This window comes from Kitasatospora sp. NPDC059599 (assembly GCF_042735125.1).
GTDB lineage: Bacteria > Actinomycetota > Actinomycetes > Streptomycetales > Streptomycetaceae > Kitasatospora.
Window position 1 is genome coordinate 33,940 of the sequence record NZ_JBHWCL010000064.1, and the last position, 14,436, is coordinate 48,375.

Here is a 14,436-nt window from a genome sequence, read left to right on the forward strand (position 1 = left end):
ACGGATCAGCCCAGGGAGGCCTTCAGGAAGGCGCGTTCGGCCAGGCTCAGCCGCTCGTTGGTCCCGTCCGGGGTCATGTGGGTGACGCCCGGCAGCGGCAGCACCGCGTGCGGACGGCCGGCCGTGGTGAGGGCCTGGGAGAGCAGCAGGGTGTGCGAGGGGTGGACGTTGTCGTCGGCCAGGCCGTGGATCAGCAGCAGCGGCCTGGTCAGGCCGGGCGCGTCGGTGAGCAGGCAGTCGCCGGCGTAGCCCGCGGGGTTGTCCTGCGGCAGGCCGAGGTAGCGCTCGGTGTACGCGGTGTCGTACTGCCGGAAGTCGGTGGGTGGGGCGCCCGCGCAGGCGGCGTGGAAGACGTCCGGGCGGCGCAGCACGGCGAGCGCGGCGAAGTAGCCGCCGTAGGACCAGCCGCGCACGCCGACCCGGTCGAGGTCGAGGTCCGGGTGGCGCGCGGCGAGCGCGTGCAGGGCGTCGACCTGGTCGTCCAGGGCGGCCTGGGAGAACCGGCGGAAGATCGCCCGGGTGAAGTCCGGGGTCACGAACGGGGTGCCGCGGTTGTCGGTGGTGACCACGGCGAAGCCCTGGTCGGCCCACCACTGGCGGAGCTGCCAGCGGCGTGGTTCGGCGGCCACGGCCTGGTGTCCCGGCCCGCCGTAGACGTCCAGCAGGACGGGCAGCCGACGGCCGGGGACGTGGTCGCGCGGGTACACCAGGGCGGTCGGCAGGCCGCGTTCGGTGACCCGGGCGAGCAGCGGGCGGACCCGGTACGGCAGCGCGGCGGAGTGGTCGGTGAGCGCCGTCTCGCGGCCGTCGCGCAGGACGCGGCGGTGGGTCCCGTCGGCGGAGGCCGAGATGAGCAGCAGGGTGTCGGCGGCGGCCAGGGCGGAGTGCACGCCGGGGCCGGTGGTGAGGAGTTCGGGTGCGCCGCCGTCCGGGTCGACCAGGTGGACGTACTGGTCGGCGGGGTCGCCCTGGCCGGTCTCGCAGAGCAGTCGGCCGTGCAGCCGGCCGACCACCCGGCGGATCTGCAGCCCGGTGGTGTCCAGCGGCTTGCCGTCCAGGGCGAGGCCGCGGGCCTGCGGGGTGTCGTGGACGGTGAGCAGCCGGCCGTCGGGCAGCCGGTCGGGGGTTCCGGGCAGCTCGTCCACCCAGAACTCGTCGGTGGTGCGGGAGAGTTCGCGGGTCTCGCCGGTGGCGGGGTCGGCGCTGAGCAGCAGGATGTTCTGTTGCAGCCGGTCGGCGACGGTGAGCAGCACCTCGTGGTCGGAGGCCCAGGAGGCGGCGCAGAGGTACGGGAAGCCGTCGGCGTCCCAGTGCAGCCGGGTCCGGCCGCCGTCGAGGCCGAGGACCCAGAGCTGGACGTCCGCGTTGGGGCCGCCGGCCTGCGGGTAGGCGAAGTCCTCGGGCGCCTCGGCGGGGCGGGCCGGGTCGGCGAAGTGGCGGCGGGGGAGGGCGGATTCGTCCACCCGGGCGGCCAGCAGCGCGCCGCCGTCCGGGCGCCACCAGTGGCCGCGGGCGCGGCCGAGTTCCTCGGCGGCGGCGAACTCGGCGACGCCCCAGCGGGCGCCGTCGGAGGGGGAGAGCGGTTCGAGGCCGGGGGTGACGTACAGGGCGTCGTCGGCGACGTAGGCGACGCGCTGGCCGGTGGTGTCCGGGCGGGGGTCGAACGCGGGGCCGGCGACCGGGAGTTCGTCGCTGGTGCCGGCGGCGGTGTCGGTGCGGAACAGTCGGCCGTCGAGGGTGAAGGCGACGATCGCGAGGTCGGCGGTGGCCGCGTAGCCGCCGATCCCGGCGGCGACCAGCCGGGTGCGCTCGCGCAGGCGGCGCTCGACGGCGGGCAGGTCGTCGCGGCGGCCGGTGCGGCCGGGCAGCAGCGCGGCCGGGTCGGCGACCGGTCGTTCCTCGCCGGTGGCGGTGTCGAGGAGGTGGAGGCGGTCGACCGGGTCCTCGGGACCGGTCGAGCGGAGCAGCAGCAGCCGGGTACCGTCCTCGGCGAGGGTGTACGCGCGCGGTGCGCCGTAGGTGAACCGGCCGGTGCGGGCGCTGAGGGCAAGGAAGGCGTCGGTGATGGTCACGGCCCGATCGTGGTCGCGCGGTGCGTGCCCCGACCAGTAGTCTGTCATGTGAAATGTCACACACCACGTAGGTGTGCCGTCGAGCGGAGGAAACGTGATCGAGGACCTGCCGACCGCCGGACCCCCGGCCCCGCTGCCCGCCGCCGAAGGCCTGTTCAGCGTGTCGGCGGACGCGGCGCACCTGAACCACGGCTCGTACGGCGCCGTGCCCGTCCCGGTGCAGCGGGCGCAGGAACGGCTGCGGACCGAGCACGAACTCGACCCCGACGGCTTCTTCGCCGACCTCCCGGCCCGGATCGCCGCCGCCCGGACCCGGATCGCCGCCGGGCTGGGCACCGACCCGGAGCGGCTCGCCCTCGTCGCCAACGTCACCGAGGCGGTCGCGATCGCCCTGGACAGCCTCCCGCTCGCCACCGGCGACCGGATCCTGGTCACCGACCACGGCTACGGCGCCGTGACCCGGGCCGTCGAGCGCAAGGCCGCCGAGACCGGGGCCGAGGTGGTCACGGCCCGGATCCCGCTGGACGCCCCGGACGAGGACGCCGTCCGGGAGGCCGTGCTCGCCGCCGTGGACGCGCGCACCACCGTCGCCGTCCTGGACCAGCTCACCTCGCCCACCGCCCGCCTGGTGGCCGGCCCGGCCCTGCTCGCCGAACTGCGCCGGCGCGGCGTGACCACCGTCGTCGACGGCGCCCACGCGCCCGGCATGCTGCCCGCCCCGGCCGAGCCGGACGCGGACTTCTGGTTCGGCAACCTGCACAAGTGGGCCTTCGCCCCGCGCGCCACCGGCGTGCTCGCCGTCCGACCCGAGTGGACCGGCCGGGTGCGTCCGCTGGCGCTGTCCTGGGAGCACGACAAGGGCTTCCCGGGCAACGTCGAGTGGCGCGGCACCTGCGACTACACGCCGTGGCTGGCCGCCCCGGCCGGCTTCGAGCTGATGCGGGCGCTCGGCCCGGCGGCGGTGGCCGCGCACAACACCGCGCTCGCCGCGTACGGCCAGCGGGCGCTCGCCGAGCGGGCGGGGCTGGCGCCGCTGCCCGCGACGCCCGGGGTGTGGATGCGCACCGTCCGGCTACCGGCCGGCCACGGCGAGACCGAGGAGCAGGTGCGGGCGCTGATGGCCGAGACCTGGCGGCGGCTGCGCACCCGGATCGCGGTCCGCCCCTGGGACGGCGGCGGGGTGCTGCGGATCAGTGCGCAGCTGTACAACCGGCCGCAGGAGTACGAGCGGCTGGCGGACGGGCTGGCCGGGGTGCTCAAGGCCTAGCCCGGACCTGGCCGGTACCGCTCGGGGGGCGGGTCCGGATCCGGATCCGGCTCGGTCCCCGGATCGGAAATCGGACTCGCGGTCCCCGGATCGGAACTCGGACTCCCGGGTCCCGGATCCGGAATCGGATCCGGCTCGGTCCCCGGGTCCGGCCCCGCATCGGGGTCCGGATCCGGGTCCGGGTCGGCCCGCAGTTCCGCGAGCAGCAGGTTCCGGTCCGCGAGCAGCCCGGTGAGGATCCGCCGGGCCGCCCGCAGCAGTTCGGCGACTTCGACGCCGGCCAGCGCGTAGACCACCGTGCTGCCCTCCCTGGTGGCGGTCACGATGCCGGACCGGCGCAGCACCGCGAGCTGCTGGGACAGGCTGGAGGGCTCGATCTCCAGCTCGGCGAGCAGGCAGCGGACGGGCGTCGGTCCGGCCTGGAGCAGTTCCAGCACCCGGATCCGGACGGGATGGCCGAGCATCCGGAAGAACTCGGCCTTGGCCTGGTAGAGCGCGACCGTCACGATGCCCCCCTTCCTGGTGTCCGTCCCGGGTTCAGATCTCCAGCGAGAGTTCGATCCGCTTGAGCTGGTGGCGGGCCATCGCGAGGTTGGAGCGGTTGCGGTTGAGCGCCAGGAAGAGGAACAGGCCCCGCCCGCTGGGCGTCGTGATCGGCCGGACCATGTGGTACTGGTTCGTCAGGCTGATCAGGATGTCCTCGATGTCGTTGTCGTGCAGGTTGAGCATCTCCATCGCCCGCATCTTCGCGCGGACCACGTCGGTGTTCCCGGCCGCGGCGACGTTGAGGTCCAGTTCGCCGCCGTCGCCGAGGCTGCCGAGCGCCATGCCGCTGCCGTAGTCGACCAGCGCGACGCCGATCGCGCCTTCGATCGACATGGCGTCCTTGAGGGACGTCTCCAGGTTCGCCATCGTGGCTGTCCTCCCGTGATTGGTGGCTGTGACCTCGAAGGTAAGGAGATCGGACGACGGTTCACCGGCGATGATCGAAGTCGCCCGAATTCGGCTCACTTTTGATCACTTGAAGACATTTGCAACTATGGATCTGAGAGAGAACTGATCCCGTGACGGTCCCGCGACCGGTCCGTGGCCGATCCCGCGACCGATCCCGGGGCGGGCCCCGGGGGTCCCGCGGCGAATCCCGCGGCTACTCCGGCGGTGATCCGGCGGTCGACCGCACCCCGGAAAAAGGGTGCTATCGATGTCGGTCCACCCGGGTAACCTCTCGCTGAGATGCGAGATCACACCAACCACACCCGGACGGCGATGAACACCCCTGATCCAGAGCCCCAGGACGACCGGGAGCTCAGCCCCGCCGAGGCGTACGCGGCCAGCCGCCGCCGGGCCAAGGAGCAGGCCACCGCCCTGTACGGCTTCCAGCAGCTGTACGACTTCCCGCTGGACGACTTCCAGCTGGAGGCCTGCGAGACGCTGGAGGCGGGCTCGGGCGTCCTGGTCGCCGCCCCGACCGGCTCCGGGAAGACCATCGTCGGAGAGTTCGCCGTGCACCTGGCCCTGGCCGCCGGGCGCAAGTGCTTCTACACCACGCCGATCAAGGCGCTGTCGAACCAGAAGTACGGCGACCTGGTCAAGCGCTACGGCGCCGCCAAGGTCGGCCTGCTCACCGGCGACAACACCGTCAACGGCGACGCCCCGGTGGTGGTGATGACCACCGAGGTGCTGCGCAACATGCTCTACGCGGGCTCCAGCACCCTCGACGGCCTCGGCTACGTCGTGATGGACGAGGTGCACTACCTCGCCGACCGCTTCCGCGGCGCCGTCTGGGAGGAGGTCATCATCCACCTCCCCGAGTCGGTCACCCTCGTCTCGCTCTCCGCGACCGTCTCCAACGCCGAGGAGTTCGGCGACTGGCTGGACACCGTGCGCGGCGGCACCAAGGTGATCGTCTCCGAGACCCGCCCGGTGCCGCTGTGGCAGCACGTGATGGCCGGCAACCGGATGTACGACCTGTTCGCGGACCCCGACCGGGACGGCCGCCCCAGGAACAACCTGAAGAACCCCGGCAAGGCCGTCAACCCCGAGCTGGTCCGGCTCGCCCGCTCCGAGGTCGACCGCAACCCCCGCGACCGCTTCGGCCGCGGCCGGGGCCGCTCGATGCCCAACGGCCGTCCCGGCCGGGTCTGGACGCCGGGCCGGGTGGACGTCATCGACCGGCTCGACGCCGAGGGCCTGCTGCCCGCGATCACCTTCATCTTCAGCCGGGCCGGCTGTGAGGCCGCCGTCCAGCAGTGCCTGAGCTCCGGGCTGCGGCTCAACAAGGAGGCCGACCGCGCCACGGTCCGGGCGATCGTCGAGGAGCGCTGCGCCGACATCCCCGACGAGGACCTGCACGTCCTCGGCTACTTCGAGTGGCTGGACGGTCTGGAGCGCGGCATCGCCGCCCACCACGCCGGGATGCTGCCCCGGTTCAAGGAGGTCGTCGAGGAGCTCTTCGTGAAGGGCCTGGTCAAGGCCGTCTTCGCGACCGAGACCCTGGCCCTCGGCATCAACATGCCCGCCCGCTCGGTGGTCATGGAGAAGCTGGTCAAGTGGAACGGCGAGACCCACGCCGACATCACCCCCGGCGAGTACACCCAGCTCACCGGCCGGGCCGGGCGGCGCGGCATCGACGTCGAGGGCCACGCCGTGGTGCTCTGGCAGCGCGGCCTCGACCCGGAGGCGCTGGCCGGTCTGGCGGGCACCCGCACCTACCCGCTGAAGTCCTCGTTCCGGCCCTCCTACAACATGGCCGTCAACCTGGTCTCGCAGTTCGGCCGGCACCGCTCGCGCGAGCTGCTGGAGACGTCCTTCGCCCAGTTCCAGGCGGACCGCTCGGTGGTCGGCATCGCCCGCCAGGTGCAGCGCAACGAGGAGGGCCTGGAGGGCTACCGCGAGTCGATGACCTGCCACCTCGGCGACTTCGACGCGTACATGGAGCTGCGCCGCCGGCTCAAGGACCGCGAGAACGAGCTGGCCCGCGAGGGCACCAGCCAGCGCCGCGCGGCCGCCGTCGAGTCGATCGAGCAGCTCAAGCCGGGCGACGTCATCCACGTCCCCACCGGCAAGTTCGCCGGCCTCGCGCTGGTCCTCGACCCGGGCCTGCCCCCGGTCGACCGCTCCGGCCGGGGCGACCGGCGCCACCCGGACTTCCAGGACGGCCCGCGCCCGGTGGTGCTCACCGCCGAGCGCCAGGTCAAGCGGCTCGCCATGATCGACTTCCCGCACCCGGTCACCGCGATCGAGCGCGTCCGCATCCCGAAGTCCTTCAACCCGCGCAGCCCGCAGTCCCGCCGGGACCTCGCCTCCGCGCTGCGCACCAAGGCCGGCCACCTGGAGCCGGACCGGTTCCGCCGCGGCCGCGCGGCCGCCGCCGACGACCCGGAGATCACCCGGCTGCGGGCCGAGCTGCGCCAGCACCCCTGCCACGGCTGCTCCGACCGCGATGACCACGCCCGCTGGGCCGAGCGCTACCACCGGCTGCACCGCGACACCGAGCAGTTGGAACGCCGGATGCGCTCGCGCACCCACACCATCGCCCGCACCTTCGACCGGGTCTGCGGCCTGCTCACCGACCTCGGTTACCTGAGCGGCGACACCGTGACCGACGACGGCCGACGGCTCGGCCGGCTCTACGGCGAACTCGACCTGCTCGCCTCCGAGTGCATCCGCGAGGGCGTCTGGAGCGGCCTGGCCGCCGCGGAACTCGCCGCCTGCGCCTCGGCGTTGGTGTTCGAGGCCCGGCAGGCCGACGACGCCGGCGCCCCCCGGGTGCCGGAGGGCGCGGCCAAGGAGGCGCTCGGCAAGATGGTCCGGATCTGGGGCCACCTGGACGCCCTGGAGGAGCAGCACCGGATCAACACCGCCGAGGGCGTCGGCCAGCGGGAGCCCGACCTGGGCTTCGCCTGGGTCGCCTACCGTTGGGCGCTCGGCCACAGCCTGGACCAGGTCCTGCGCGACGCCGAGATGCCGGCCGGCGACTTCGTCCGCTGGACCAAGCAGCTGATCGACGTCCTCGGTCAGATCCAGGACGCCGCCGGTGAGGACGCCGAACTCCGCAGGACGGCCCGCAAGGCCGTCGACGGCCTCCGCCGCGGCATCATCGCCTACTCCTCGGTGGGCTGACACGACGGAGCGGGGCCCGCACGTCCGCGTCGGACGTGCGGCCCCGCTCCGTGTTCAGCGGGAGGCCAGGGCCTCCAGGACGCGGTCCAGTGAGGTGCCGAGGCCCCAGCGGGCGGAGAGCTCCTCCAGGGTCATCGGGTCGAGGGGTTCGCGGGGGACGTCCGGGTCGAAGTCGGGCAGGGGGGCGTCGTCGGCGACGCGGACCACCTTCGGGGCGACGTCGAGGTAGGCGGAGCCCTCGACGATGTTGCGCCGGCGGGCCGGGGTGAGCTTCGAGCCGATGTCCAGCGCCGCGGCACGGATGCCCGGGAGGTCCCCGTACTCGTCGATCAGCTGGGCGGCGGTCTTCTCGCCGATGCCCTTGACGCCGGGAAGGCCGTCCGACGGGTCCCCGCGCAGGGCGGCCATGTCGGCGTACCGGGCGCCGCGCACGCCGTACTTCTCCAGCAGCAGCGCGTCGTCGGTGACCTGCAGGTTGCCCATGCCCTTGACCGGGTAGAGCACGGTGATCCCGCGGGCGTCGTCCACCAGCTGGAAGAGGTCGCGGTCGCCGGTGACGATCTGCACCGGCCCCTCGGCGCGGGCGGTGAGGGTGCCGATCACGTCGTCCGCCTCGTAGCCGGGGGAGCCGACCCGGGCGATGCCGAGCGCGTCCAGCACCTGCTCGATCACCGGGACCTGCGGGGCCAGCGTGTCGGGCACCTCCTCCTCGCCGTCCACGGCGGCCTCGGCGACCCGGTGGGTCTTGTACGAGGGGATGAGGTCCACCCGCCACTGCGGGCGCCAGTCGGCGTCCATGCAGGCGACCAGCCGGTCGGGGCGGTGGTCGTGGACCAGCCGGGCGATGAAGTCCAGCAGGCCGCGGACGGCGTTGACCGGCTCGCCCTGCGGCGAGCGCAGGGTGTCCGGTACGCCGTAGTAGGCCCGGAAGTAGAGGCTGGCGGAGTCGAGCAGCATCAGTCGCGGTGCGGTCACGTCACAGATCATGCCGTACCGCACCGACGGACGGGGGCTTCTCAGTGCTCGTGCGGCCCGGCGCGGTGGACGGGGCCGTGGGCGTCGGCGCAGTGCTCGGCGGCGGTGTCGCCGGGGGCGGCGATCTGCAGCAGCGCGCCCGCCTCGTCCTCGCCGACGTGGTCGACCTGGAGGGTGCTGTGGGTGATGGCGTACTCGTCGGCGAGCCGGCGCTGGAGGCGGCGCCGGACGGCGTGGCAGTCGCCGCCGGGGGTGACCAGGATGTGTGCGGACAGCGCCGGCTGGTTGGAGGTGATCTCCCAGATGTGCAGGTCGTGGATCTCCTCGACCAGCGGCTCGGTGACCATCCGGTCGGCCACCGCGTCCGGGTCGATCCCGGCCGGGGCGGCCTCCAGGAAGATCCGTCCGGAGTCCCGGACCAGTCCGACGCCGGCCTTGAGCATCAGCGCGACGACGATCAGCGAGGCGATGGCGTCGGCCTGGGCGAAGCCGGTGAGCATCACGATCAGACCGGCGACGGCGGTGGCGATGAACGCGTACAGGTCGGTCAGGACGTGCTGGAAGGCGCCCTCGATGTTCAGCGAGCTGCGGTTGGCCTTGGACATGCACCAGGCGGCCGCGATGTTGACCACGATCCCGATCAGCGCGGTGATCAGCACCAGCGAGCCGGTGACGTCGGGCGGCGTGATCAGCCGGGTGACGGCCTCGTAGCCGAGCCAGGCCGAGAGCACCAGCAGGGTGACGCCGTTGGCCTGCGCGGAGAGGATCTCGGCGCGTTTGAGGCCGTAGGTGTAGCCGCCGCGGGCGGGGCGGGCGGCGAGCCGCATCGCGATCAGGGCCAGCACGATCGAGGCGGCGTCGGTGAGCATGTGCGCCGCGTCGGAGATCAGCGCGAGGGACTGGGCGGCGAAGCCGACCACGACCTCGCCGGCCATGAAGACGACGATCAGGGCGAGGGCGCTGAGCAGCCAGCGGCGGTCCGCGTCGGCGGCGACGCCGTGCGAGTGCCCGCCGTGGCCGCCGCCGTGCGCGTGGCCGTGCGCGTGGCCGCCGTGTCCGTGCCCGCTCGACTGCTTGTGGTCATGCGCATGATCATCGTGCGAGTGCTCGTGCCCGGCCATGGAAGTCCTCTCTGGGCGCACGGATGGGAACAGGGGCGCGGCGCGACCGCCCTGCAACCGAAGTGAACCGCAGAATCGACAAAGATCCAAAGGCTGTACTGGTGACCGTTGTCGTTGCCGTTCGGGCGACCGGACCCGGTGCAGGCCGCACCCCTGTGACCAGGCGAAATCCCCTGCTCCCACGCCCAGTTGAGCTAGCCCAGCGGGACCGCGTCCAGGACCGCGGCATCCAGCGCGGTGGCGTCCAGCGCCGCGGCGGTGGCCGCCCGGACCAGGGCCCGCATCAGCCGCAGGTCGTCCCCCTGCTCCGGGTGCCACTGCACGCCGAGCGTGAACCCCGGCCCCTCCACCGCCTCCACCGTGCCGTCCGGCGCGTGGGCACTCACCCGCAGGCCCGCGCCGACCCGGTCGACGGCCTGGTGGTGGAAGGTCGGCACCTCCAGCTCGCACTCCGGCAGCAGCCCGCCCAGCAGCGTGCCCGGCACCGGCCGCACCGGGTGCGAGCCGTACCTCCCCGGCGACCCGCCGTGCACGTCCGCCGCCGGCCCGTCCGGCAGGTGCTGCACCAGCGTCCCGCCGCACACCACGTTCAGGACCTGCATCCCGCGGCAGACGCCCAGCAGCGGCATCCCGGCCGCCAGCGCGGCCCGCAGCAGCGCGACCTCCCAGGCGTCCCGCTCCGGCGAGTCCACCTCGCTCGCCGGATGGGCCGGCTCCCCGTAGTACGCCGGGTCGATGTCCGGTCCGCCCACGATGACCAGCGCGTCCAGCCGGGCCAGCACCTCCGGCGCGCGTTCCGGGGCGTCCGGCGGCAACAGGACGGCGATCCCGCCGGAGTCCTGGACGTACGCGGTGTACCGCTCCGGGACGAGGGCCACCCGGCGCGCCCGCCAGTCGCTCCAGCTCGCGTCGACCAGGTAGGTGCTGACGCCGATCAAAGGCCTGCGATCCATGGCGCGCATTCTCCTCCCGAACCACCTGATCCACCGTCAATCCCGCGTCCCGGCGCGCCACGTCCGTCCGCCCTCTTCCGCCCCGCGAGTCGCAGGCCGTACGGTTCGCTGTGACCGCTTGATCTCGAAGAGTGATCGAGGAATTCGAGGACATCGAGGAAGGAGGGGTTCCGCCATGTCCGAGAACACCGCACCCGAGAACGCCGCCCCCCGGAACACCGCGTCCGGGAACACCGCGTCCGGGAGCACCACCGCGGGCGCGCCGCCCCGGCCGCCGCTGACCCTGGACGAACTGCGCGCCCTGGTGGACGCCGGCGAGGTGCACACCGTGGCGCTCGCCTTCACCGACATGCAGGGCCGCCTGCAGGGCAAACGCTTCGCCGCCCGGTTCTTCCTCGACGAGGTCGCCGAGCACGGCGCCGAGGCCTGCGACTACCTGCTGGCCGTCGACGTCGACCTGAACACCGTGGACGGCTACGCCTTCTCCTCCTGGGCCACCGGCTACGGCGACTTCGCGATGCGCCCCGACCTGGGCACCCTGCGACTGACCCCCTGGCAGCCCGGCACCGCCCAGGTCACCGCCGACCTCGCCCGGCACGGCGGCCACCCGGTGGACGCCGCCCCGCGCCAGCTGCTGCGCCGCCAGCTCGCCCGGCTCGCCGAGTACGGCCTGGCCGCCGACATCGGCACCGAACTGGAGTTCCAGGTCTTCCGGGACACCTACGAGCAGGCCTGGGTCGGCGGCTACCGCGGCCTGACCCCGGCGAACCTCTACAACGTGGACTACTCGATGCTGGGCACCGCCCGGGTCGAGCCGCTGCTCTCCCGGATCCGCAACGAGATGGCCGGCGCCGGTCTGGTGGTGGAGTCCGCCAAGGGCGAGTGCAACCTCGGCCAGCACGAGATCGCCTTCCGCTACACCGACGCGCTCACCACCTGCGACCAGCACAGCGTCTACAAGACCGGTGCCAAGGAGATCGCCGCCCAACTCGGCTGCGCACTCACCTTCATGGCCAAGTACGACGAGCGCGAGGGCAACAGCTGCCACATCCACCTCTCGCTGCGCGACGCCGTCGGCGCCCCCGCCTTCGCCGACCGGGACGGCCGGATGACCGACACCATGCGGCACTTCCTGGCCGGCCAGCTGAGGGCGCTGCGCGAGTTCAGCGTGCTCTACGCCCCGAACATCAACTCCTACAAGCGCTACCGGCCGGGCTCCTTCGCCCCGACCGCCGTCGCCTGGGGTCGCGACAACCGCACCTGCGCGTACCGGGTGGTCGGTCACGGCCCCGGTCTGCGGATGGAGAACCGGGTGCCCGGCGGCGACGTCAACCCGTACCTCGCCGTCGCCGGGATGATCGCGGCCGGCCTGTACGGGCTGCAGCACAAGCTGGAGCTGCCCGCGCCCTGCCTGGGGAACGCCTACGCGGTCGAGGAGTACGCCCGGGTGCCCGGGTCGCTGCGCGAGGCCGCCGAGCTGTGGGCGCGCAGCGAACTGGCCCGGGAGGCCTTCGGCGACGACGTGGTCGACCACTACCTGAACATGGCCCGGGTCGAGCAGGCCGCCTACGACGGCTCCGTCACCGACTGGGAGCGCTACCGCTCCTTCGAACGGATGTGACGCCCGGGTGACGGAGGCGGCACAGGAGTGACGGACACGGCGCACGGGCGTTGGACGTGACGCAGGAGCGGCGGGCGTGACGCGTGACGGCCACGAACGTCTCCATCCAGAGCGAGGAGTGACAGCCCGATGAGCGAGAAGCACACCGCGCCGGACGGGGCGGTCTGCCGTCGGCTGGTCGGCCGGACCGCCGTCGTCACCGGCGCGGGCAGCGGCATCGGTCTGGCCGCCGCCCGCCGGCTCGCGTCGGAGGGGGCCAAGGTGGTCTGCGCCGACCTCGACGAGGAGAGCGGACGGGCCGCCGCCGAGGAGGTCGGCGGACTGTTCGTGCACACCGACGTCACCGACCCGTCGATGGTCGAGGCGCTGTTCGACGAGGCGTACGAGACCTGCGGCAGCGTGGACGTCGCGTTCAACAACGCGGGAATCTCGCCGCCGGAGGACGACTCGATCCTGACCACCGGGCTGGACGCCTGGCACAAGGTCCAGGAGGTCAACCTGACCTCGGTCTTCCTGTGCTGCAAGGCGGCACTGCCGTACATGCGCCGGCACGGGCGCGGCTCGATCATCAACACCGCGTCGTTCGTCGCCGTGATGGGCGCGGCCACCTCGCAGATCTCCTACACCGCCTCCAAGGGCGGGGTGCTGGCGCTGTCCCGCGAGCTGGGCGTCCAGTTCGCCCGCGAGGGGATCCGGGTCAACGCGCTCTGCCCGGGGCCCGTGGACACCCCGCTGCTGCGCGAACTGTTCGCCGCAGACCGGGAGCGGGCCGCCCGCCGGCTGGTGCACGTCCCGCTCGGCCGGTTCGCCCGGGCCGAGGAGATCGCCGCCGCGGTGGCCTTCCTCGCCAGTGACGACTCCTCGTTCGTCACGGCGAGCGGGTTCCTGGTGGACGGCGGCATCTCCGGGGCGTACGTCACCCCGCTGTGAGCGCTGCCGCGCGGGGACGCCGGGCCTTCTCACGGTAATCTCATCGAAAACCGGCGGAATTCCATGCCGAGCTGATTTCGCGTTTATCCGGCTGCCTTTAGATTCTCTGATGTGAGTGAGCAGATTCCCGCCGGGTGGTACCCGGATCCGAAGGACACCACCGGCGACCCGAGGCCGCAGCGCTGGTGGGACGGCAAGGGCTGGACGGCCGACACCCGGCCGGCGCCCTCGGACGCGCCGGAGCCGGCCGCCCCGGCGGCCGACGCTTCGGCTCCCGGCACCCCGCAGACCCCGGACGTCCCGGCGGCCCCGGAGACCGGCGAGCCCGGGCCGGGGACGGCCGAGCAGCCCACGGTGCTGGAGGGCGAGGTCCTGGAGAGCGGCCCCACCGTCCGGTACCCGGAGCCGCCGCCCTTCGGTGCCGCCTTCGGGTCGCCGGTTCCCCCGCGCAAGGCGCGGCGCAAGCCGTCCAAGCTGGTCGTGGCGACCGTCGTCGCCGCCCTGCTCGGCCTGGGCGCGGGCTCGGGGATCACCTACCTCGCGATGGACGGCGGATCCGACTCCAAGCCCACCGCCCAGCACACCCCGCGCGGCAGCTTCGGCCCCTGGGACGGCTACCCGGGGAACGGCGGCAACGGCGGCAACGGCGGCGGCAACGGGGGCAGTGGCGACAGCAAGGGCAACGGCAAGGGCAACGGTGGAAACGGGAACGGCAAGGTCCGGCCCGGCTCCGACGCGGCGATCGACATGGTGAACAAGCTCACCCTGCCGGTCCCGAACGGCTGGCAGGCCGAAACCACCCGGGACGGCTACGCCATGATCACCGTCGGCTCGTACGCCTGCCCCGACGGCAGCGGCGACTGCACCCTCGGCGGCGTGAACACCGGCCGGATCGACGGCGGCGGCACCGACGTCCAGGCGGCGGCCAAGGCCGACATCGCGGCCACCGCCAAGTCGTCGTACGGCGACATCACCGGGCACCAGGAGCTCAAGTCCGAGGCGGTCAAGGTCAACGGCCAGGACGGCTACCTGGTCCGCTGGAAGGTGGACGCGCCCAAGGGCAACAACGGCTACGTGCAGACCGTGGTCTTCCCCTCCGCCGACGGCAAGGCGCTGGTCTCGGTGCACTTCGGCTTCGACATCGCCGACAAGGCGCCGGACGTCGCCGTGATGGACACCGTCGTCAAGGGCATCACCGACTACAAGGGCAAGCTGCCGAGCATCCCCGGGATGCCCGGCACCGGCGGCGCCCCGGGCTCGGGTGCCGGTCCCGGCGCGGGTGCGGTCCCCGGCGCGGGCGGCACCGGGGGCACCACCACCTGAGCCGCGCGCTCCTCACACGGCGGCGGCCCACCCGGGAGGGGAACTCCCGGGT

Annotated in this window: 10 protein-coding genes and 1 pseudogene; 5 read left to right on the forward strand and 6 right to left on the reverse strand. The window is 73.2% G+C overall.

Annotated features, from left to right (window positions below; translation table 11 throughout):
- Window positions 1–5: 5 nt before the first annotated feature.
- Window positions 6–2,072 (reverse strand): prolyl oligopeptidase family serine peptidase, encoded by a 2,067-nt coding sequence (locus ACFV04_RS22590; RefSeq protein WP_380531552.1) that lies wholly within the window; start codon window positions 2,070–2,072, stop codon window positions 6–8.
- A 94-nt stretch (window positions 2,073–2,166) separates the two neighbouring features.
- Here ACFV04_RS22590 and ACFV04_RS22595 point away from each other — a divergent pair, with 94 nt between their 5' ends.
- A complete protein-coding gene (locus ACFV04_RS22595) occupies window positions 2,167–3,339 on the forward strand; it encodes an aminotransferase class V-fold PLP-dependent enzyme (RefSeq protein WP_380531555.1) in 1,173 nt (390 codons plus the stop codon).
- A 181-nt stretch (window positions 3,340–3,520) separates the two neighbouring features.
- Here the strand turns inward: ACFV04_RS22595 and ACFV04_RS22600 are convergent.
- Both ACFV04_RS22600 and ACFV04_RS22605 read right to left on the reverse strand, forming a co-directional pair.
- Window positions 3,521–3,845, reverse strand: a pseudogene (locus ACFV04_RS22600) (ArsR/SmtB family transcription factor); the annotation flags it as partial.
- 31 nt (window positions 3,846–3,876) lie between these two features.
- Complete coding sequence (locus ACFV04_RS22605) at window positions 3,877–4,251, reverse strand: hypothetical protein (protein WP_360261519.1); 375 nt, start codon at window positions 4,249–4,251, stop codon at window positions 3,877–3,879.
- A 354-nt stretch (window positions 4,252–4,605) separates the two neighbouring features.
- On the opposite strand from ACFV04_RS22605, the gene ACFV04_RS22610 reads away from it, so the two are divergent.
- Window positions 4,606–7,461 carry a DEAD/DEAH box helicase gene (locus tag ACFV04_RS22610; protein WP_380345370.1) on the forward strand — a complete coding sequence of 952 codons (2,856 nt, stop codon included), beginning with the start codon at window positions 4,606–4,608 and terminating at the stop codon, window positions 7,459–7,461.
- 54 nt (window positions 7,462–7,515) lie between these two features.
- Here ACFV04_RS22610 and ACFV04_RS22615 read toward each other — a convergent pair whose 3' ends face one another.
- The 3 genes from ACFV04_RS22615 to ACFV04_RS22625 form a co-directional block, all read right to left on the reverse strand.
- The gene (locus tag ACFV04_RS22615; RefSeq protein ID WP_380531570.1) at window positions 7,516–8,418 is read right to left on the reverse strand and encodes a 5'-3' exonuclease H3TH domain-containing protein; all 903 of its coding nucleotides are present in this window, start codon (window positions 8,416–8,418) and stop codon (window positions 7,516–7,518) included.
- Between the two features lie 59 nt (window positions 8,419–8,477).
- The gene (locus ACFV04_RS22620) at window positions 8,478–9,557 is read right to left on the reverse strand and encodes a cation diffusion facilitator family transporter (protein WP_380531558.1); all 1,080 of its coding nucleotides are present in this window, start codon (window positions 9,555–9,557) and stop codon (window positions 8,478–8,480) included.
- Between the two features lie 194 nt (window positions 9,558–9,751).
- Window positions 9,752–10,510, reverse strand: a complete 759-nt coding sequence (locus tag ACFV04_RS22625) for a gamma-glutamyl-gamma-aminobutyrate hydrolase family protein (protein WP_380345361.1) — start codon at window positions 10,508–10,510, stop codon at window positions 9,752–9,754.
- Window positions 10,511–10,685: 175 nt separating this feature from the next.
- Between ACFV04_RS22625 and ACFV04_RS22630 the strand changes: the two genes are divergently transcribed.
- The 3 genes from ACFV04_RS22630 (at window position 10,686) to ACFV04_RS22640 (ending at window position 14,384) form a co-directional block, all read left to right on the forward strand.
- Window positions 10,686–12,131, forward strand: a complete 1,446-nt coding sequence (locus ACFV04_RS22630; RefSeq protein WP_380531561.1) for a glutamine synthetase family protein — start codon at window positions 10,686–10,688, stop codon at window positions 12,129–12,131.
- A 129-nt stretch (window positions 12,132–12,260) separates the two neighbouring features.
- Entirely contained in the window at window positions 12,261–13,061 is an 801-nt protein-coding gene (locus tag ACFV04_RS22635) for a 3-oxoacyl-ACP reductase (protein ID WP_380345363.1), read from the forward strand.
- 111 nt (window positions 13,062–13,172) lie between these two features.
- Window positions 13,173–14,384, forward strand: coding sequence for a DUF2510 domain-containing protein (locus ACFV04_RS22640; protein WP_380531564.1), 1,212 nt, complete (start codon window positions 13,173–13,175; stop codon window positions 14,382–14,384).
- Window positions 14,385–14,436 lie beyond the last annotated feature (52 nt).